Source organism: Ignavibacteriales bacterium (assembly GCA_016700155.1).
In the GTDB taxonomy this organism is placed as follows: Bacteria; Bacteroidota; Ignavibacteria; order Ignavibacteriales; family Ignavibacteriaceae.
This window is the reverse complement of the sequence record CP065001.1, coordinates 2,527,128-2,549,021: the sequence shown is the minus strand read 5'-3', so window position 1 is coordinate 2,549,021 and position 21,894 is coordinate 2,527,128. Positions and strand designations below refer to the sequence as shown.

The 21,894-nt window shown below is 34.4% G+C and carries 21 protein-coding genes; 17 read left to right on the top strand and 4 right to left on the bottom strand.

Annotated elements, in window-relative coordinates; all coding sequences use genetic code 11:
* The first annotated feature begins 29 nt into the window (after positions 1–29).
* The 4 genes from IPM56_10805 (at position 30) to IPM56_10790 (ending at position 2,649) form a co-directional block, all read left to right on the top strand.
* Positions 30–476, top strand: a complete 447-nt coding sequence (locus tag IPM56_10805; GenBank protein ID QQS34751.1) for a hypothetical protein — start codon at positions 30–32, stop codon at positions 474–476.
* A gap of 41 nt (positions 477–517) precedes the next feature.
* Positions 518–1,315 carry a hypothetical protein gene (locus IPM56_10800; GenBank protein QQS34750.1) on the top strand — a complete coding sequence of 266 codons (798 nt, stop codon included), beginning with the start codon at positions 518–520 and terminating at the stop codon, positions 1,313–1,315.
* 127 nt (positions 1,316–1,442) lie between these two features.
* Positions 1,443–1,862 carry a hypothetical protein gene (locus tag IPM56_10795; GenBank protein QQS34749.1) on the top strand — a complete coding sequence of 140 codons (420 nt, stop codon included), beginning with the start codon at positions 1,443–1,445 and terminating at the stop codon, positions 1,860–1,862.
* Between the two features lie 70 nt (positions 1,863–1,932).
* Positions 1,933–2,649 (top strand): SDR family oxidoreductase, encoded by a 717-nt coding sequence (locus tag IPM56_10790; protein QQS34748.1) that lies wholly within the window; start codon positions 1,933–1,935, stop codon positions 2,647–2,649.
* Between the two features lie 341 nt (positions 2,650–2,990).
* On the opposite strand, the gene IPM56_10785 is transcribed toward IPM56_10790, so the two are convergent.
* On the bottom strand, positions 2,991–4,073 hold the full coding sequence (locus IPM56_10785) for a hypothetical protein (GenBank protein ID QQS34747.1): 1,083 nt from the start codon (positions 4,071–4,073) through the stop codon (positions 2,991–2,993).
* An 877-nt stretch (positions 4,074–4,950) separates the two neighbouring features.
* On the bottom strand, positions 4,951–5,634 hold the full coding sequence (locus IPM56_10780; GenBank protein ID QQS34746.1) for a hypothetical protein: 684 nt from the start codon (positions 5,632–5,634) through the stop codon (positions 4,951–4,953).
* Positions 5,635–6,190: 556 nt separating this feature from the next.
* Here IPM56_10780 and IPM56_10775 point away from each other — a divergent pair.
* The 13 genes from IPM56_10775 to IPM56_10715 all read left to right on the top strand — a co-directional run bounded on the left by IPM56_10775 (position 6,191) and on the right by IPM56_10715 (position 20,807).
* On the top strand, positions 6,191–6,757 hold the full coding sequence (locus IPM56_10775; protein QQS34745.1) for a sigma-70 family RNA polymerase sigma factor: 567 nt from the start codon (positions 6,191–6,193) through the stop codon (positions 6,755–6,757).
* Between the two features lie 20 nt (positions 6,758–6,777).
* Positions 6,778–6,960, top strand: coding sequence for a hypothetical protein (locus IPM56_10770; protein QQS34744.1), 183 nt, complete (start codon positions 6,778–6,780; stop codon positions 6,958–6,960).
* Positions 6,961–7,625: 665 nt separating this feature from the next.
* Positions 7,626–10,370 carry a DEAD/DEAH box helicase family protein gene (locus IPM56_10765; GenBank protein QQS34743.1) on the top strand — a complete coding sequence of 915 codons (2,745 nt, stop codon included), beginning with the start codon at positions 7,626–7,628 and terminating at the stop codon, positions 10,368–10,370.
* Between the two features lie 16 nt (positions 10,371–10,386).
* On the top strand, positions 10,387–12,480 hold the full coding sequence (gene rnhC, locus IPM56_10760; protein ID QQS34742.1) for a ribonuclease HIII: 2,094 nt from the start codon (positions 10,387–10,389) through the stop codon (positions 12,478–12,480).
* A gap of 3 nt (positions 12,481–12,483) precedes the next feature.
* Complete coding sequence (locus IPM56_10755) at positions 12,484–13,686, top strand: tetratricopeptide repeat protein (GenBank protein QQS34741.1); 1,203 nt, start codon at positions 12,484–12,486, stop codon at positions 13,684–13,686.
* Between the two features lie 40 nt (positions 13,687–13,726).
* Positions 13,727–15,643: a DUF262 domain-containing protein gene (locus IPM56_10750; GenBank protein QQS34740.1), complete on the top strand. Its 1,917-nt coding sequence runs from the start codon at positions 13,727–13,729 to the stop codon at positions 15,641–15,643.
* Positions 15,644–15,649: 6 nt separating this feature from the next.
* A complete protein-coding gene (locus IPM56_10745; protein QQS34739.1) occupies positions 15,650–17,239 on the top strand; it encodes an SAM-dependent DNA methyltransferase in 1,590 nt (529 codons plus the stop codon).
* Positions 17,236–18,360, top strand: coding sequence for a restriction endonuclease subunit S (locus IPM56_10740; protein ID QQS34738.1), 1,125 nt, complete (start codon positions 17,236–17,238; stop codon positions 18,358–18,360). Before IPM56_10745 ends, IPM56_10740 begins: the two co-directional genes overlap by 4 nt.
* 27 nt (positions 18,361–18,387) lie before the next feature.
* Entirely contained in the window at positions 18,388–18,876 is a 489-nt protein-coding gene (locus tag IPM56_10735) for a hypothetical protein (GenBank protein QQS34737.1), read from the top strand.
* On the top strand, positions 18,877–19,065 hold the full coding sequence (locus IPM56_10730) for a hypothetical protein (protein QQS34736.1): 189 nt from the start codon (positions 18,877–18,879) through the stop codon (positions 19,063–19,065).
* Positions 19,062–19,766 (top strand): DUF2924 domain-containing protein, encoded by a 705-nt coding sequence (locus tag IPM56_10725; GenBank protein QQS34735.1) that lies wholly within the window; start codon positions 19,062–19,064, stop codon positions 19,764–19,766. The genes IPM56_10730 and IPM56_10725 overlap by 4 nt, the downstream gene beginning before the upstream one ends.
* A 4-nt stretch (positions 19,767–19,770) precedes the next feature.
* Positions 19,771–20,205 carry a hypothetical protein gene (locus tag IPM56_10720; GenBank protein ID QQS34734.1) on the top strand — a complete coding sequence of 145 codons (435 nt, stop codon included), beginning with the start codon at positions 19,771–19,773 and terminating at the stop codon, positions 20,203–20,205.
* A gap of 365 nt (positions 20,206–20,570) precedes the next feature.
* Complete coding sequence (locus IPM56_10715) at positions 20,571–20,807, top strand: hypothetical protein (protein ID QQS34733.1); 237 nt, start codon at positions 20,571–20,573, stop codon at positions 20,805–20,807.
* Positions 20,808–21,028: 221 nt separating this feature from the next.
* On the opposite strand, the gene IPM56_10710 is transcribed toward IPM56_10715, so the two are convergent.
* A complete protein-coding gene (locus IPM56_10710; GenBank protein ID QQS34732.1) occupies positions 21,029–21,325 on the bottom strand; it encodes a hypothetical protein in 297 nt (98 codons plus the stop codon).
* Between the two features lie 239 nt (positions 21,326–21,564).
* Positions 21,565–21,864, bottom strand: a complete 300-nt coding sequence (locus IPM56_10705; GenBank protein QQS34731.1) for a hypothetical protein — start codon at positions 21,862–21,864, stop codon at positions 21,565–21,567.
* Positions 21,865–21,894: the final 30 nt, after the last annotated feature.

Below are 21,894 nucleotides of genomic sequence, written 5' to 3'. Positions count from 1 at the left end.
TAGAATATTAGACTAAAAATGGAGATCTTATGAAAACAATTACTAAAGCCGGATTACATCTTTTATTCTGGACAGCTGTCCCGGCAATCATACTTTACTTTAAATGGGCTTTACATGATATAAGTTCGCTACCCGGAATCACTGTAAGCAGCTCGCAAAGCTACAGTGAGATTATTGTTACTAATTTCGATTTAATAGTAATATCACTACTCGGTTCTGTTCCCGTATTTTACTGGTCATTCTATTGTTTAACACCAAAGCTTATTTTTAAAACAAACGTAATGAAAATCGTATTATATGCATTTGGACTAACAGTCTATTTTTTGATAGTACGATTAATCGCAGAGCAGATATTCCCATTGTACTTTTTCTTCGGAACTCCTTTTTCCTTCAAAGTTCTGGCACCAATAATTTTACTCTCAGCATTAAGCGGATCTTTATTCGCTTTTAGTAAAAGAATAAATCACTCAATTTGATTTTAATAAATTATGATATTTAATTTTCGTTTGGAGTAATAGTGGGAAAGGCAGTCAATTATATAGTAGTAATTATATTCTCGGCTTTATTACAAAGTTGTAATGGGCAAATAAAATTTCCCGCATCATTAATGGAAATGAATAACCCTAAGTACCTTCTTAAAGATTCATTGTTCTGGAAAAAATATGAAAGCAAACATTTTATTTACTATGCAAGTAAGAAAGTGGACAGTGATTTAATCCAGCCAATAATTGAAAGCCAGGAAAACAATATAAGTCACATAGCCGGAATAATGTCTGTAAACAATATTGATACTCTGCCCAAAATTAATCTCTGGATATTTAATTCTGATAAGGAGAAATACCTTAAGACGCAGGTTAATTCAAATGCTCATACGTTAACAGAATACTGGTCAACTTATTATAATAAAGATAATGCCACGGGAGCTCATGAAATTGGTCATCTTATGAGCCAGCATTTCTGGGGTTATCTGAAGTCAAAGAAATATGATTTTCTTATGCAGGAAGGTTTTGCATTTTATATTGATGAAACAAAATTCTTTAAGTTCGACTTTTATAAAAAAGCCAAAGAAATACTGAGTGATGAAACATACCGGTTATCAAAAATAATAAAAGAAAATAGCAATGATGATTATGAGGATAAAGCAATAGTTTGCGGTGCATTTATAAAATACTTAATAACATCCTATGGAATTGATAACTATGCGAATCTATGGAAGTCTATTGAAGAAAATGATAATGTCTTTGCATCTATTTATAATAAAAATTTTTCTGATATAGAGAACGACTTCTACACTTTTTTAGAGATAAAAGATTGATAAAATTTTGTTAGTTCAAAATAAAATATTAGTCAGACTTTACTTGTTGCTAATTCCAATCGCTTATTTCTCATATCTCTTTCACGAATTCGGACATTGGAGTATAGGCGAGATATTAGGGAATGATATGTATTATAGTTTAAACTATGTTTGGCCCAAAGCCGGACACTATATGAATGAAAGCGATGATTTATATGTAAGTATTGGCGGTTCTGCATTTACAATACTGTTGGCTTTGATTTCACTTTTCATCCTGGAAGAATATTCATCAGTGTATGCTTACCCGGTTTTATTTTTTCAATTTGAAATCCGTTTTTTTTCGCTTGTCTTCGGAGGATTTAGTCAGCAGGATGAAGCAGGAATATCAAGACTTATGGGAATTGGAAAATATACAGCAGCAATAATTGTTCATCTAATTTTGATTCTGATCGTTATAAGAGCAAGTTACAAACTCAAGGTAGATTTAAAACATATTGGTTACTTCTTTACGGTAAGTATTTTATGTCAGCTTATGGTAATAGCGACTTATGAACTTACCGGTCATTAAATAATATGTTTTGACAGTTCTAGAACAGAATAACTTTAAATTAAAAACAAAAAAAGTTTGAGGAATATTTATGAAAGTTTTAGTTCTTGGTGCTACCGGCGCAACAGGCATACTGGTTGTAAAACAACTGTTGAATAGAAATGTTAGTGTCAAGGTTGTTGCACGCGCTGAAAGCCCGAAACTAAATGAATTAAAGAATAATGATCTTTTACAAATTATAATCGGGAACATTTCTGAATTTGATTTAAATAAGAATCTTGAGTTGATCAGTGATTGCAATGCTGTTGTTTGCTGTCTTGGACATAATATTTCCTTTAAGGGATTGTATGGAAAACCGAGAAGGCTTGTAACAGATTCTTTAAAAAATATCTGTGAGGCAATCACAAAAAGCAAAAAAGAAAATGTGAAACTGATCCTGATGAATACAACAGGAAACATGAACATAAAAATAAAAGAGAACTATTCATTAGCAGATAGGATAGTGATGTCTCTCCTGTATTTTATTCTTCCGCCGCATAAAGATAATGTAACTGCCGCTGAGTATCTTTCTGAAAATATTACTGAGAATAATCCAAATATAGAATGGACTGCTGTGCGGCCGGACTCACTAACGAACGAAGAGAAAGTAAGCGGGTATGAAATTATTGAATCGCCGAAACGCAGTCCCATTTTTGATGCAGGAAATACAAGCAGAATAAATGTCAGTCATTTTATGATTGAATTATTGATGAATGAAGAGTTGTGGAACAAATGGAAATTCAAAATGCCGGTGATATATAATAGCTGATGAGCAGGAAAGGGAAGATGTAAGATGTGTGATGGAAGATGTGTGATGGAAGAGGGAAAGATTGATTGAATGAATGCGGAAAACTTGATGCCGGATATCAGATACCGGATGCTGGAAAAACAACGTGTCATACTGAGCCCGCCGAAGTATGTCCGGCAGTGGTGAGCACGAGGTGAGGAAAGAGGCTAAGGCTGAGGCGAAGGGAATGGAAGAATGAATGATTGAAAAATTTAAAGATGGAAAGATTGAAAGATTGATAGAATATTTACTGATTAATTAATACTATAAAAAATAAAGACGAGTCACTGCTCGTCTTTAGGAATGAATCAGGTTATAAAAAATTAATTATGGACAGCTACGTGAACGCCATTTGTGCTATTAAAACCACTGACATAAACTTTACCATCAGGGGCTGTACAGAGAGCGCCGCCGTTACCAACTCCTACCAAACCGCCTAAATTTGTCCACGAGGTACCGTTCCACTTTGCAACGTAATTTTTGCCTTCGGTATAAACTGAACCATCAGTAAATCCACCAACCGCAAATAAATTGTTGTTTACATCCGTACAAATTTCATAAATATATGCGTTTGCGTTTAAGCCTATATCGCTCCAGCTGCTGCCATTCCATTTTGCAACATAGAATTTTTGGTTTGCATTTTTAAATCCTCCAATAGCATATACATTACCAAGTTTATCAGAACAGAGTTCATCTATATCACTTGTTACATTCAGACCGATATCAGACCAGGCTGCGCCGTTCCATTTAGCTACATAGTAATTACCACTATTATCTGTAAAACTTCCTGCTGCATAGAGATTGCCATTTAAATCAGCGGTTAATGTATGGATACCCCAGTTTGCATTTATACTTCCGATTTGTGACATAACCGAACCATTCCATTTTGTAACATAGTACTTATTAGAAGTAGTCAGATCGCCATTAGATGCAAAAACATTCCCTGCAAGATCAGTACAGATTGCATGAAACTGTCTTGTTTCAGCATACTGATATAAAGTGTTATAAATTCTGGACCAGCTGCTGCCATTCCATTTTGCAATGTAGTAGTGATTGTTTGCATCGGTAAAATCTCCGATTGCATAAACATTACCGAGGACATCTGAACACAGAGTTCTGATATTGTCGTTTGCTTCCATTCCTATGTCTGTCCAGGTAGTCCCATTCCATTTTGCAACATAATAGAAGCCGGCGGTATTCTTAAAGCTTCCGGCGGCATAAATATTACCTGCAGGATCAGAGGTTAAGGTATAAACAGAATTGTTTGCATTAAGATTTCCGACGACTGACCAGGTGTCACCGGTATTCGTAGTGCCGGGATTATTGGGTGAATCATTCTTGCCGCAACCGATGAGCAAAGAGAGGAGTATAAAAATTAAAAGGTGCCCAAGTTTTTCTTCTTGCATAAATATCTCTTGATTTAATTCAAAAAAAATGTGAACTAAATATTTTGAACATGTTATAATCGAAAATTAATACTTTTATTTGAGAGAGTGAATGGGGTGAAAGATGATATTGGATACAAGATACTGGATACTGGAAAAAATTGTGAGGAAGATTGAAAGATTGAAAGAATGATTGAATGAGTGGATTTAGAAAGTGGTAAGAACGATGTGTCATACTGAGTGGCACTGCCACCGAAGTATGTGCGGAGCTGATGAATTAAGAATGAATGATTGATTGGATGAATGCGGGAAGGGGGAAGGAAATGTTGAATGATAAGTGTTAAATGATAAATGAGAGAGTGGAAAATTAAAGAATGGATGAATGATTGGATGAATGCGGGAAGGGGAAAGGAAATGTTGAATGATAAGTGTTAAATGATAAATGAGAGAGTGGAAAATTAAAGAATGGATGAATGATTGGATGAATGCGGGAAGCTGGATACTGGATACCAGATACCAGATACCAGATACCGGATGCTGGAAAAACAACGTGTCATACTGAGCCCTCCGAAGTATGTGCGAAGTGGATAAATTTAGAATGAATGATTGATTGAATGAATGCGGGAAGGGGAAAGGAAATGTTGAATGACAAGTGTTAAATGATAAATGAGAGAGTGGAAAATCAAAGAATGGATGAATGATTGATTGAATGAATGCGGGAAGCTTGATGCCGGATACCTGATGCCTTAGTATTAAAATCCCGTAGGGATTTAATATTGTTAGAATAAAGATAACACCCTGATTACCCAAGTCCCGTAGGGACGAAATACATCAGAGACATTAAGACGTTATAAAAAAACCTCCGCCGACCCATCACTGAGCCGGCGGAGTATCCATATTAATCCGTAAATGTTGAAGAGTAGTGAACAATGTTTTGTTCAGGGGACAGCGATACAATTATACAGAATGCTTTGCTCGTCTGGTAAAGACTGAATAAGTTTTCCTGCTGGTTGGAAAGATCGGCGGTAAAATTAAGTGCCGCATCAACCACAGTGGGAACTGAAGGCGAACTTAACGCCATAAACTCAACAGGTTTTTGTCCCACATTTACAGGTGATGTAAGCATGATCACCGACAGCAGCCTGAGGTTTGGTTCGGAGGCGGGAACAATACCTGTGTCATTACCGAGAGCGTTTATATCCACACGCAGTCTTTCACCTGTTAAGCTTATTACCGGACCATCGACTGTGAAGCCAAACCCGGGTACGATCTGCGCTCCGTTATTTATACCGGTCTGGGTGATGAATGGATAGTTTTCACGGACAATATAATTTGCCGCGGACATATTCTGCGGTTTAACAGATTTCCATAAATCCTTAAGCATCAGGTTTGATGTGATCATCTGCGCGAACTTAATGCTTATCCTGAACTTGGAACGTATCTCAACACTGCGGGGACTATTGGATACTTTCATACTAGCCGGTTTTGAAGCGACATAACCTTTTCCGTTTTTTGATTTGAACACAACATCAGCGATGCCGCCGTTCAATTGACCGAGGATTGCTTTTTTTACACTTGCCATCGGGAATTTCCTTTAAATTATTTATTAAAATTTTTTGTTTAATGACTGAGAAAAACATTCATTAAAAGGCGGATCTTTATTCTGTGATGATGACTCAGTGAATAAAAATCTCCAATGACACAATTTTTTATTTTGGTTACTTTCAGGATGATAATAAGATTTCGGTAAGAGCAGAGTAAGCGTAGTATAAGCGTAGTGTAAGTGTAGATCACATCCGGCGCATAACTTTTTAAGAATGCCTGAGACGGTTAGAACAATTCTTTTTAATCCTGTCATTGATTTCATTTTTAATTTTTTTCAAATTCCGATTAGTCATTAATACACCCGGGGCAGTGAATTTTGCGATAGAAAAAAAAATAAAATGTTTTCGTAAAAAACGGCGGGAAGAGAGTATTAATGATTAACTCACATTACAGATTAGTCAAACTATCCGCAGAAGCGGATTATTAAGCATCAAAAACCGGACAGAATAAAGCCCTGAATAGCCATGCTATAGGGTGCATAAAAAAAACCTCGCTAGCGAGAGTAATTAAATAACAACAGCAAAGGGCAGACAATGAAAAATCTCCCTGCAGTATATAACCCGGAAATAGAACAGGTACTCAGAACCAACAATACAGCAACGGCTGTGTGGATAAACTACGCTGTAAAGTTTATAAGAGTATTTTTCAGGAATGACAAATTCAAACCGACGGCACACGATGTGGTAACCGATATGATATTAAAAATTCACCTGGGTGAAAGGAGGTGGGAACCGGATAAGATAAATATCAATACATTTATGTATTACAACATACGAAGTCACGTTTATTCACTCGCTAAAAAAGAAAAGCGTCTTGTATCAACAGATGAATACAACGCTTTGAGTGACTCATTTGATAATAAGTATATTGATGTTTATCACATCTCCAAAGAGGAGATTGAAACAACGCAGGATAAAAATGAAATGCTGGAAATTGTACATAAATCAATTAAGGGAGACGATCTGTGCGAATTGGTCTTTTACTGCATGAGGGAAGGCTTCGGGGTGAATGAAACCGCCGAGTACTTAGGCGTAAGTATAGCCGAAGCTAACAACGCGGTGCGAAGAATTAAATACAAGGCACAGAAAGCTCTGAAATAAAAATCGTCAACGGAGGATATATGGGCTATGAGGAGATCAGAACTCTGCTCAGTATCTATTTAAACCCGGAGTTTGATACGGATGAGGAGATCAGTGAAAATCTGAAGGACGCCGGAATAGATGCTGAATCGTTTACAAAGGAAGTGCTGGGGAAGATTGAGAGAATGAGAGAAGATGTAAGACGTATGATGGAAGACGTATGATGGAAAGAAAGATTGATTGAATGAATGTGGGAAGCTGGATGCTGGACCTTGCCTGACGGCAGGCGGGTACAAGATACCGGATGCTGGAAAACAAATTGTCATACTGAGTGCCATTGGGATCGAAGTATGTGCGGTAGTTGATACTGGGGAAGGATGCCGGATACCAGATACCTGATACCTTTACTCATCAATTGAATTTGTCAACCTGAACTTGTTTCAGGTTCTTTTCGTAAACTGATTCGTGATCAAGTTCGTAATGATATAATGAAAATAAAGACTGCTATACAACGTGTCATACTGAGTGGCACTGCCACCGAAGTATGAGCGATTGTGGAAGTATAATGATTGATTGATTGAATGAATGCGGGAAGCTGGATGCCGGACCTTGCCTGACGGTAGGCGGGTACAAGATTCCAGATGCCTGCCACATCAAAATCCCGTAGGGATTTAATATTGTTAGTAAAATGATAACACCCCAATTACCAAAGTCCCGTAGAGACGAAATAATTTTATTCTAAGTTTTTGTAGAATAAAACAATCTAATTTTTTATTTTATGATGTCACTATGAATTAAACTGGGCATTTGAATGATAGTCGGTTGAGCATGGAATTCCCAATTAAGTACATTTATAAGTTAATGATCTTTGAAGAATTTCAGGTATCAATTGGCAGCAGCTAACATCAGCGAAAAAGAAACACGCTATTCAATTATAGATCCACTGCTAAAAAAGGCAGAGTGGAATCTTGCCGATCATACCCAGGTAGGATTTGAAATCCCGGTCCAAAATTATGATAAGACCAGAGTAACCGGATTTACTGACTATTGTTTATACCGAACTAACGGCGAAGTGTTAGCAGTTGTGGAAGCAAAGAAGACCAGCCGCGATCCACGAGTAGGACAACAGCAGGTTCTGGATTATGTGACTGAAATTGAAAAGAAACAATCCTTCCGACCATTTGCATTTATGAGCAACGGTGAAACTACTTTCTTCTGGGATTCAATTGATTTATCAGAAAGACAGGTTGCGGGATTCTTCTCAAGAAAAAATCTTGAACGGCTTCTCCACATCAAGAAAAATAAAAAACCACTTGGCTCTATTAAAATAAAGGAATCAATTGTAAACCGTTCATACCAGGCAGAAGCAATCAGAAGAATTGCAGAAGCTGTTGATGATAAAAAGAAACGGAAAGCATTACTTGTAATGGCAACCGGTACTGGCAAAACCAGAACAATAATGGCATTGATTGATGTAATGCTTCAGGCAAATGCAGCACAAAAGATTTTATTTCTTGCAGATCGAGACAGTCTGGTTAACCAGGCACTGACAGATGGATTTAAAACTCATCTACCTAATGAATCAAGAACAAGGTTAAGAACTTACAATATCACTAAAGACGAACGAGTTTATGTAACAACACTTCAAACGCTTGAACTATGTTACGATAAATTCACTCCTGCAGATTTTGATGTTATTATTTCCGATGAATGTCACCGTTCTATTTATAACAAGTTTACTGATGTGCTTGCTTACTTCGATGCAATTCAAATTGGATTGACTGCAACTCCTGCTGAGTTTATTGAACGTGATACATTTAAGTTTTTCGATTGTGAAGGTAAATCGCCAACATTCCTTTATCCATTTGATGATGCAGTTAAAGAGGGATACCTGGTAGATTTTGATGTGTATTCTGCTCAAACACATTTCCAGAGAAAAGGGATCAAAGGTGTTGATTTAACCGAGGAAGAAAAATCCATCCTCCGTACAAACGGAATTGATCCAGATGAACTGAACTTTGAAGGAACCGATCTAGAAAAGAAAGTAACCAACAAAGATACTCTCCGTGCACAATGGGAAGAGTTTATGGATAATTGTCTTAAAGATAAATCAGGACAGTTTCCGGGCAAATCTATTGTCTTTGCTGTTACACATAATCACGCAATGAGACTTGCTGAAACTTTTAATGAAATGTTTCCTCAATACCCCAATCTTATCCAGGTTATCGATTCAAAAATGGAAAGAGCAGATACACTTCTTGAGAAGTTCAAAAAAGAAAGTATGCCTCGTATCGCAATCTCTGTTGATATGCTTGATACCGGAGTTGACATTCCTGAGATAGTCAACCTTGCTTTTATGAAACCTGTCAACTCCCAGATAAAATTCTGGCAGATGATAGGAAGGGGAACAAGGAACAACGAAGCCTGCAAAGTTTATGACTGGCTGCCAAATGGTAAGAAAGAGAATTTCCTGATTATTGACTACTGGGAGAATTTTGAAAAAGTAAAGATTGATGATACCAACAGGCAAATCCCGATAAGGGTTACTATTTTTAATACAAGACTTGCAAAACTGCAGTTGTTTTTAGGCGAACAGGAAAATCCCGACACGAAAAGAATAATAAAAGATTTACGCTCTGATATTGCAGATATTCCGCTCGAATCATTCTCGGTTAAAAAAGTTTATAAAGAGGTCAAAGATGCCTGGCAGAATGATTTCTGGAATTACATTACAAGAGATAAAATTGAATTCCTGAAGTTAAAAGTTGCACCTCTGTTAAGATTCGTTCCTGGAATAAATAATGACGAAGCTTTCTTTATCAGCAAAATGGAAAGAGCAGGACTGCATTTCTTACAGAGAAAAGATCTTACCACGCTTATTGAATCTGTTAAAGAAGATATTTCCCTGCTGCCTACAAACCTTACACAGGTTGCACAGCATATCCGTGTTATAAATGATGTGCTGACAAATAGATTCTTGCAGGAAGCTGATCTTGCAAAGATTGATGAGATAAAAGAAACTCTTGCGCCGATAATGAAATACAAACAGTCAAGACCTTCACTGGTTATTGAGCTTGGACTTGATGACATTATTGAATCCCGCAAATGGGTAATAGTAAGAAAAGATAATGAAAAAGTTTACATTGAAGAATACCGGAAACGTGTTGAACAAAAGATATTTGAACTTGCCGATAAACACTCTGCAATAATAAAGCTGAAAAAAGGTGAAGAACTAAGCATTGATGATTTGCTTGATCTTGAAAACACACTAAGCAAAGAACTTAAAGCAGAAGAAATTTCTCTCGATGAGGAGAATATGCTTAAAGCTTACGGAGTGAAAGTCGGAAGCTTTGTGGATTTCCTTAAGCACGCATTGAACATAGAAAAAATACCCAGCTATGAGGACATTGTTAAAAAAGCTTTTGATGCTTTTATACTTGAGCACAATTACAACGCTGACCAGTCCCGTTTCTTAAGAGCAGTGCAGAATGTATTTGTGCAAAGAAGAAAACTTGAACCGGCAGATTTGTACGAAGAACCATTTACAAACTTTGGTAAAGATGCGGTTGATAAACTTTTTACTGAAGAAGATGTGAATGAATTAGTTGAGTTAACAAGAAAATTAGTAGCATAAGCAATGGAGTTATAAAATGTTTCAGTTAGGATTCATAAAGGGTGATACAGTTTTTGACAGATGGGATATAATTGAAGCAGTTGGTTTTGGAGGATTCGGTGAAGTATATAAAGCTTTTGATCGAACTTTTGAGAGACCTGTTGCACTTAAATTTATTCCCACCGAAAAATTTCCCTTAGAACATCGTGGGTTTAAAGTGTTATTGGATGTCAACCATCCTAATGTTGTTCGTGTCTTTGATATTATGCCATTCAATGAACATTATAATTTCATTATTAGTGAGTTCATAGATGGAGAAACCCTCGACAAAATAATTCAAAGAAGAAGAGTTGATTTATTTGAAGCTATTCAGGTTATGAAATTCATACTAGAAGGACTTTATGAGATAGAAAAAGTAGCTTGGCATAGAGATATTAAACCACAAAATATTATTTGGGTTAATGGCAAACCAGAATCAATTAAAATATTGGATCTTGGTTTAGCTAGAATAAAAAGTTATCCGCTAACACATGATATGTCAATTGGTGGAACTGAGGGGTATACACCACCTGAAGTTTGGATGGGACGAGGTGATGAAAGTTGGGACGTTTTTATGACAGGGATTACATTTTATCAATTGTTAACAAGCGAGTTACCTTATGGCATAGGAAGGTTTTCTCGTATCAATATTTCTGAGGCTGAAGAAAATGCATCGAAAAAATTAATTAGCTGCCCGCAAAAACCTCCATATTTTTTGTGTGATTTTATCTTGAAAGCAATAAGATTAGATAAACAAAACAGATTTTCTTCAGTAAACGAATTTTATGATAAGTTTAAAAAAGTATATTCCAAGTTTGGAAAACATAAGGATGCCATTCAGTTTCATGATTCAAAGTTGCGAAAATTTTATGATGAGTTTGAAAGAAAACTTGATAAAGAAAATATTGAGATTGAAACTTGTAAAGATATTCAGTACGGAATTCAATTCGAACTGTGTGAAGATTTTATCAGTTGTAAGTTTAACATATACTCTGGTAAAGATGGAATAAAAATCACACCAATTCCTACTAAAGATGAAAATACGGAAGAATTTTTACAAAAGGTTTTAACAATTGCTTATTCAATACTTAAAATTGATCCAAACACTCTGATAAAAAAACAAGTCGTAGTAGAACAAGGTGATAATACATTTTCAAATATTGGTCAAATTAATGAGCTATTAAAAAATAAATGGGGGTTAATTGAAGAATCAGGATTTTTATTCAAACGGACTAAAGATTTAGAATACGGCACTCAGTATTCTATCAGTTACAAAAATTATAATTTCACATTAAATGTATACTACAGTGAGAAAAAAGGATTAAGTATAGTGTTTGGAGGTAAAGTTGATGATGAAATAAAAGAATTATTGAACAACATTCTGAGTGATGTACAAAAGCTTGAAAAAGATTTAGTAATTGTTCCATTCACAAAATGGGTAGGTTCAGATGAATCTGGTAAAGGAGATTATTTTGGACCCTTAGTTGCCGCAGCATTTCTAATTGATAAAGAAATTGAAAAAGAATTAATAAAAATTGGAGTGAAAGACAGCAAAATTTTAACTGATACAAAAATTATAGATATTACAAAAATTTTATTCGCTGATTTTAAGGAAAGAATAGCTATATGTGAATTACCGCCTTTAAAATACAATGAGTTTTTTGAAAAAATGAAAGCACAAGGAAAAGGTTTAAATACTGTACTAGCTTGGTGTCATGCAAGAGTCATTCAAGATTTAGCAGAACAATTTGATTTTGAAGCTGCTATTGCTGATCAATTTGGAGATGAATCATATATAAGATTAGAAATAGCAGGAAATCCTAAAATGAAAGAAGCACGCAAAATAGAATTAATACAGCAACCAAAAGCAGAAAAAAACATTGCTGTTGCTACTGCATCAATTTTGGCACGAGATAGGTTTGCTAGGAGAATTAGAGAATACTCGGATAAATATGGAATTATTATTCCTAAGGGTGCAGGTCCTGATGCGAATAAAGTTGCTAAAATGCTTCTTTCAAAATTGGGGAAAGATGAATTATCTTCGATTGTAAAATTACATTTCAAGAATACGAAAGAAATTTTTGAAGATTAAGAAATGAAAGAAGATTTCACAGAACTTGAGAATGAATATAAATCCTTAAAGAGTAAATTATCTGAGGACGGGAATAATCTAACGCTCTTGGAAAAATTCGCCGAAGTATGTTGTAAATTAAAAAAATATAAAGAAGCAAAAGAAATTTATGAAAGACTTATAAAAGATCAGCCCAAAACAAGTAAGTATAATTATAGATTAGGAAAGGTTTTATTTGAATTAGAAAAATATAATGAGGCTTTAGAACAGCAGAATATTGCGATTGAGAAATGGAATAATTTTCAATGGGCGAAATATGAAAAAATAAAATGCCTTATTGCTTTAAATAAATTAAACGATGTAACAGAATTATTTACTGAATTTGACTCCGTTATAGATGGGAAGGGCACTGATCTAATACTACAGAAAGCAATAACTAGATTGAAATTTGATTTATTGTTTGATATTGGAGAATATGGTAAGGCTATTGAACTCGCGGATAAATTAACAAAACTGGAACCTGAGGATGGATTTATTCCTTATAAATGTGGGAAGATATTTTTAGAACAAACACAATTTGAGCAGGCCTTAGAAAAGTTTCAATTAGCTGATGAATTGCTAAAGAAGAATTATGTTAAAGATAAAATTGCTATAACACTTGGTCATTTAGAAAAGTTGAATGAGGCTGCTGAAATTTATAAATCAATCCCTTTTCATCAAATGGACGATTACATCTGTCAGCATTATGGTAGATTGCTATATAAAATGGAAAGATATGAAGACGCCAAACAGCAATTGAAATATGCTGTTCTTAAAAAAGGAAAGTCTGAATTCAAATCTCATTATCATCTTGGATTAGTTTATGAAAAGTTGAAAAAATATAAAAATGCTCTTCAAGAATTTAATATTGCGCAACATTTAAGAAAGGAGCAATATAAAGTTGATTATTCAGAAGCATTACAAAAAATTGAAACGATAAAGAAAAATAATGTTATCGATGAGAATGAACTTCTTGAGGAATATGAAAACTTTAGAAAAGGTATCATTGTTAAATATAATAGCGATCGAGGCTTTGGTTTTATTAAAGATACTGATACTCAACAGTATTTTTTTCACGTAAAGAATTGCAGATATAAAGATCCTAAAGTTGGAGATAATGTGAAATATTTTCTTGTAGATGGCAAAAAGGGTAAGGAAGCAAATAATGTTATGATTAAAAAGGATTAAGAATTTTTTTCTTTAGTTCAACAATTAGTGGAGAAATAGAATGAAAGAAGGAATACATTCATTATATGATTTTTTTAATTCAAATAGATTATATAGAATACCTACATATCAACGGAACTACGCTTGGACAAAAGAAAAGCAACTCAAAGATTTCTGGGAGGATATTTTTTATTTAGAAGATTCAAAAAAGTACTTCCTAGGAACAATTTTAGTGAGACTTGATGGAACAGTAAAGGATGATAGTGGGTTTAACGAGTTTGAGCGCTGGGAAATTATTGATGGGCAACAACGCACAATTACTACTTCCATCTTCATAAAAGTAGCAATTCAAAAATTAAAATTAAAAATAAGGGAGAATGGTTATGATGAAAAATCCAAGGGAAGGCTAGAGGCAGATCTTAATGAACGTGAGAATATTTATTTGAAAAAATATGAATTAGAAAAGCTAAAACCACTAGGTGAGGATGCAATATTTTATCAAAACTATATTATAAAATATGAGGATTATCCTGATGAGACGATAACACCTTCTCAAAGAAGAATTAAAGAAGCAAGAAAATATTTTGAAGAAAAATTAGATCAACTTGATATCGTAGGAATTAATTCAATGCTTAAAAAAATTGATAATTCAAGAGTAGTAATATATCCGGTTGAAAAACGAGATGAGGCTGTCCTGATTTTTGAAACTGTAAATGACAGGGGCAAACCGCTTAGTGACCTTGAGAAGGTGAAAAGTTTTTTAATGTACACAATATATTTATCATCTGAGGATGCTTATAAATTAAAAGAAAACATTGAAGCGTTACAAAAAAACAGAAGAAAATTGAACAAGGCTCTTGAACAAATAAATAAAACAGAAAAATCACTCAAAGAAGTTGAAGAAATATATGGAAGAATTTTCAGATGCCTTGAAAGTTTAGAGAAAAATAAGATTAAACTCGACGAAGATAGTATACTTAGATATCACTATGTTTTATGGGACAAAGAAATCAGAGGTGATTACGATGAAAGTTTTAATTATTTAGTAAACATCAAAAATTATTTCAGAAATCTTGTAATTAATAATCGTAATGAAGTAATAACCAAAGTTTTAGATTATTCGAAAGGTCTAGAGAAAGTATTCTTTGCTCTCAAGGAGTTATTTGTTGATTTATATGAATCTCAAGATAAAAACGACTTAGCTGAAATATTGAATAAAATTACAGCATTAAGCTGGCTTGGGAATTTTTATCCACTTCTTATATCATCGTGGCTTAGATTCTATAATAAAAAAGATATACTAATAAATATTTTTGATTGCTTGGAAAAATATATATTCAGAGTTTATCTAATTGGGAATAGAAGGAGTAATGCTGGAGTTAACACAATATATAGATTAGCTTATCAGCTATATATGAAAGAAATTGCTTTTTCAGAGTTAATTAATGAAATAATAAACTTGTCAGATGCATATGTTGATGATGAGGATTTTGAATTATTTATAAAGCATAAAAATTTCTATTCGAATTATGCATCTAAAGAGATAAGGTATATTTTATATCATTATGAGCTGCACCTTAGGAATACACTAGGAGAACCAATTGATTTGTCTTTACTAAACATACTTTCTGAAAAATTTTCGGTGGAACATATTCTTGCAGAAGAATTAGACATTAAGGATAGACCAAAAGAATTGCGGAAACAGAAAATTTGGGAAGAAAAATTAAATACTATTGGAAATTTAACCTTAGCTTCAGCAAGTTGGAATTCAAGTATGGGCAAAAAGAAATTCATACTAAAAAGAGACGGTGACAGAAAAATTAAAGCTAAAAGCGATTATCCTTGCTACAGAGATTCCATCTTCAAATGTCAACAAGAACTAGTTAAGTTCAATGATTTCAGTTTGAATCAAATGAACGACAGAGAGAGTAAACTATATTCTTTCATAGTCAATAATTGGGAATTCAATTCATATTAATAATCTATGCTCACCAACTCCACAACACTCAAACAAAAAATAGATTCTCTCTGGCTTAAATTCTTTGCTGGTGGAATTGCTAATCCACTTACAGCTATTGAGCAGATGTCTTACCTCATCTTCTTAAAACGTCTTGAGGATAATGACAACTCAAATGCTGCAATGGCTAAAAGAAGGAATGAAAAATTCACGTCGTTATATAAAGGCAATGAAGATTGCCGATGGTCGCATTGGTCTCATTTACCCGGTGATCAGATGCTAAAACACGTTCACAATGTCGTGTTTGAATTTCTAAGAAATTTAGGAGGGGAAACGAGTACATTCACACAGCATATGCAAGATGCATACTTTCAGATCCCGAAAGCAACTCTCCTTCAGGAAGCAGTTAATATTATTGAAGACCTTCAAATAAGTGAACAGAATGTTGATGTTCAGGGCGATATATATGAATACTTATTGAGCCGGATTTCTCAATCAGGTCGCAATGGACAGTTCAGAACCCCGCGTCATATTATCAGGATGATGGTAAAGCTTGTTGATCCGAAAATAGGTGACAGGATTTGCGATCCTGCCTGCGGAACTTCGGGATTTTTATTCAATGCTTATATGCACATACTCGAACAGAATACAAGCAAGGATGTTCTCGATTACGATGAAGAAGGAATGCCGCATCACCTGATTGGCGATAAGATTACAGATAAAAAACTTTTTAAGTTTCTTAAAACTCACGCACTAACCGGTTACGACTTCGATTCCACAATGACACGCATCGGTGCAATGAACCTGATGCTTCACGGAATTGATAATCCGAATATCAAATACACAGATACACTTTCTAAATCTTATAATGAAAAAGAGCTTTACAATATTGTTCTTGCAAATCCTCCGTTTAAGGGTTCAATAGACGAGAACGATGTTAATCAGAGATTCAAAACAAAAACGAAAAAAACAGAGCTGCTTTTTGTTGAGCTTATTTATGACCTTCTTGTAACAGGAGGAAGAGCAGCGGTTATTGTGCCCGATGGAGTTTTATTCGGAACGAGCAAAACGCACATTGATATCCGCAAAATTCTTATTGATAACTGCAAGCTTGAAGGAATAATCTCAATGCCTTCAGGAGTGTTTAAGCCGTATGCAGGAGTTTCTACTGCCGTTGTTATTTTTCAGAAAGGTGGTATTACAGATAATGTCTGGTTCTACGATATGGAAGCAGATGGTTTTACACTCGATGATAAAAGAAATAAAACAGATAAGAATGATATACCGGATATTTTAGCAAAGTGGAAAGAGAAGGATCGTCATCCTGAACTGACCGAAGGTCATCCCGAACTTGTTTCGGGATCTGCATCTGTTTCGGAATCTAAGGAAGCAAAGAAGATGCTGAAACAAGTTCAGCATGACAAAAAGAAATGGATTTGTGTTGATGTTAAAGATATAAGAGAAAACAAGTACGATCTTTCCATCTCCCGTTACAAACCTATTGAGTATGAAGAAATTGTTTATGAAAAACCGGATGTAATTATGGAGAAAGTCTTGAAGTATGAGGCTGATATAGCAGAAAACATTTCTGAGATTAAGAAATATTTGAAGAGATGAACACGAACAGCAATGGTTGGCACATTAAATCTTTAGCTGAGATTTGTAAGATCACAACTGGAGACAAAGATGTAAATGAAGGTGATGTTAATGGTGATTATCCTTTTTTTACTTGTGCAGCAGAACCATTAAGAAGTGTAAGCCATTCTTTTGATGGAGAATCAATCCTTTTACCCGGCAATGGAGCAAATGTTGGATTAGTTTTATACTACAATGGAAAGTTTGAAGCTTATCAAAGAACTTATGTCCTCAATAATTTTTCTGCTGATGTTAAATATGTTTTCTTCCATTTAAGAGATAGATGGAAAAAATCTCAAGAGAACAAACAATTTGGTTCTGCTACAAATTATATTCGTTATGATAATATTGCTAGCTATAAGATCCCTCTCCCACCACTCCCAATCCAAAAACAAATTGCTGAGATACTTGAGAAAGCAGATGAAGCAAAACAAAAACGCAAAGAAGCAAACAAGCTTACAGATGAATTTCTGCAATCAGTATTTATAGAAATGTTTGGTGACCCGGTAAAGAACCCGAATGGATTTAAAGTTGTAACAATAGGTGATGTTATATCAGAAGTTAGAGATGGTCCTCACGTATCTCCAAACTACGTTAATAATGGAATTCCTATTCTGTCAACACGTAATGTACGTCCAGGTTTGCTGCTACTTGATGATATAAAATATGTTTCAGAGGAACACTATAATTATTTAACAAGGAATTTTAAGCCAAGGAAAGGGGATGTTTTACTAACGAAAGGTGGTACGACAGGTTATGCGAAGGTAGTTGATTTTGAATGGCCATTCTGTGTTTGGGTTCATATCGCGGTTCTCAGGCCTAAGAGTATAATTCATCCACGATACCTTGAGAGTGCACTAAATTCTGATCACTGTTATCAACAATCTCAACTCTACACACACGGAATAGCAAATCATGATTTAGGGCTTACTAGATTAATTAAAATTAAACTTTTATTGCCTCCTTACGAGCTCCAACAACAATTTGCAGAGATAGTAAACAAAACAGAAGCATTAAAAGAAAAACAAAAACAATCAGAGCAGGAGCTGGAAAATCTTTTTCAAAGCTTAATGCAAAAAGCGTTTAAAGGGCAGTTGGTGTGATAATTTTCAAAAAAACAGACTATATGGATGGCTGACTTTTTAGACATAGTAAGTAAAATAGTAACTGTATCAGCAATACTAACAGGTGGGGTATGGGCTTACTATAAGTATATAAAAGGCAGACTATTCTACCCAAGAATAGAATTACAAATTAATGGAGAACTTAAAATCATTAATTCATTTCCACATTTAATGTTGAACTACCAGGTGAAAAACATTGGTTTATCAAAAGTTGATTTAGATAAAGAAGCATCGGGTATACGTGTAATGAAGTATAATCCACCTGATGACTCTTTAGAAATAGAAAGTGCAGATTGGAAATTGATTGGTAGTTTTTATGTATTGAACAAACATAGTTGGATTGAATCTTCAGAGACCATAAAAGAAAGTGGTTTATTTTCTATTACACAAATAGATAATACTGTTTACAAAGTTGAATTGAGAATTGTGGGTAAAGGTAAATCCTGGGAAGCTATGGATATATTATTTTGTAATAGTGGAGGAAAGGAGTCTTAAATGAGTAACCCATTTGACCTAGAAATTTTATGTGAACAGGAAGAAGAAGACAAACAAGAAACTGAACGCCTGAAAGAAGAAAAAAGAAAACAAAAAGAAGCCGAGGAACAACGACGAAAAGAAAGAGAAGAGAAAAGAAAAGAAAAAAAAGATAAGCTGATTGAAAATTATTTTAGAAGGTTGAAATGAAAAAAAGAAATAAACAAAAACACCTTGTTATTCAGCACCTTGAAAACATTTCTTGGGAAGTTTTAGCACAATACCCTGATGTGATTAAAGAAATGATCAAAAGTAAAGCCGGGGTATATGCATTATATAGAAAACAAAAGTTATACTACGTCGGACTCGCTGCTAATTTAATGGGTAGATTGATGATACATCTAAAAGATAGACATAAGGGAGTTTGGGACAGATTCAGTGTTTATCTCACATTTCATAACGAGCATATGAAAGAGCTAGAATCATTAATGTTGAGAATAAGTAAACCTCCTGGCAATAAAGTGAGTGGAACGTTCATCAGTTCCCAAAGTTTGCGTTCTACTATGCACAAAAAAATTAAGGCAGAAAATGATAACAAATTAGCGCAATTGTTGGGTGGACAATTCGCTGATCGGTTACAGAAAATGAAGCTCAAACAAAAAAAATCAGGAAGTGGCAATCTTGCAAGACTCTTTGAAAAAAGACGAGTCATAAAAGCCACACATAGAGGGAAAAATTATCTTGCAACTATCCGACTAGATGGTAAAATAGGTTACAAAGGAAAAGTTTATGATTCAGTGACGGCAGTTGCAAAAGTTGTAACAGGTCGTAAATCTATCAATGGATGGGTATTCTGGAAAATAAAAAATGACAAGAATTTTTGGGTGAAAATGTCAGAATGGCGGAGGTAATAATTTGGAAGAAAATATTATAGATGCTGCCAAATCAGCAATTCAATTACGTGTTACATCGGGAACTATATCCGAGCACACTCGCAATGCACAAAAAATAACTAAAGAATGGCGTACTGCCTGTTACAATTTGGATCCGAGCAGAATACTATTCGAAGAAAGCGTTCATCCTGAATTTAATGAGCGAATAGATATTATTGATAGAGAGGAAATGACTGCCTATGAATTAAAAGTATCAGGAAACAACGCTTCAAATGAATTTTATAAAGATATAGTAAAAATAATTGTTTGGAATAAACTCAAACCAAGTAATAAGATTAAAAAATTAATTTTTATAACTGTTAAGGATGGTCGTAGATTCCTGGATAAAAAATTTATTGAAGAATATTTGGTTGCATTAAATCAAATGGGAATATTGGTTAAAGTTATTTATATATAACATTGATACAAATTATAGACCTCATAAAAGTTACATGATTTCCTATTTCCCAAGTCTATCAAATACCAATTGACTTTAAAATGGAATTGAAACTGTGATGCAGATGACATTACTATATGGTTGGTGACCCACCCACTAAATGCCCCCTATATAAACTGTTCGAAACCTACTCCTCCACCTAACAAAAAATATACTTTTCAGGAACCCCACTATAAGAAACAAAAATCATTTAAAAGCATCCTGATATATATAAGATATAAACTATCCGATCAGAACCTGAGTTGATTATTGTTCAACAAAAATATTCAAACTTAGTAACCGGGTAAAAGTTTTTTTAGTCTAATGGTAACAAAGGAGATTTTATTATGAAGAGACTATCTACAGGCATTGCCACTGTAACCATTATGTTTAGTATACTGTTTTACAGCCGCCTTTTACTCGCACAACAGTTTGGTGATTCAACTTATACTCCAAAGATTGATAACCCGATATATGGTTATGGTGAAGGACCGACTATTTTTATTGATGAAGCGCACAATGAAATTTTTTCATACCTAAATAAGAAATATCATCTAAACCTTACCAAAAAAAACTTTCACTGATACAAGCTGAGTAACTTTAAAATAAAAGAACCCGGCTCCCCTGTGAATCCGGGCTCTTAATTTTCCCTGCCTCCCAATATCTTCGACTATGTGTGGATGATTAGTGTTAGTGAATCTTTAATCGTAGCCAATTATCGAAAAATTTCTATAATAATTGAGTAATAAAAAACCCGGGTGCTATCCATTACCCGGGTTCTTTCACTGGTCGCTCAGTTAGGAGACTAACCGACCGCTCTTACCTCTTCTAACCCGATCACTAAAACAAGTTCTTCTGTTTGTGGTTCAACTGTTATTGTTGTCCTGTACTTATTGAATACTTCACCAAGATTATAAGTAAACCCGTCAGGCATCTGCATATAATAAAACAAATGCTGATCACCAACTAACCAGGATCGGTATAACTTCATATCTTCCGGTTGACTCATATTGTTAAATAGGAAAGTGAAATCTGTTTCGAGTTGTCTTCCGAACCCCTGCATCAGTTCGTTGTTAGTTAGTATTACTTTATACCAGATCATTTTTGTCCTGCGCTTAATGATTAAAACTGTTTGCTAAACCCCTTTTCTTAGTTCCAGTTTGATGAAAGTATCTGATTAATAATCGGGAATATTTTGATAACGATATATCAGAAAAATTGTGATTCTGCTGTAGTATTTTGCCCACAAAAAAACCCGGACACGGGAAGGATCCGGGTTTAGTAAGCAGCACTAATTATATAATAATTAGTAAGGACTTAATTATCGAAAATAATATTGAATTAATAAGAGTCTTCTGTGTTATTCAGCTTACCGGCAACCTGTTCAAGCATCATTAAATCAGGCGGAAAAGTTCGTGCGATTCTATAATTCTCAAAAAGCTTTTTTGGTTCAACAGGAAAACTTTCCGGAATACTTAAGTAATAATACTTGTAAATCTTTTCGGAATGATTATCCCTGTGTAGTGTCAGCCCGTCCAATCTTCCTGCATTATCGTACATTCTGTTGAAACTGATTATAAAATCACTATCCATTTCTTTCTGAATTTCAAAATCATAAAATTTTATTGCGTACCAATCCATTAAAATTCCAGTCGTTTATTGATAATCGGA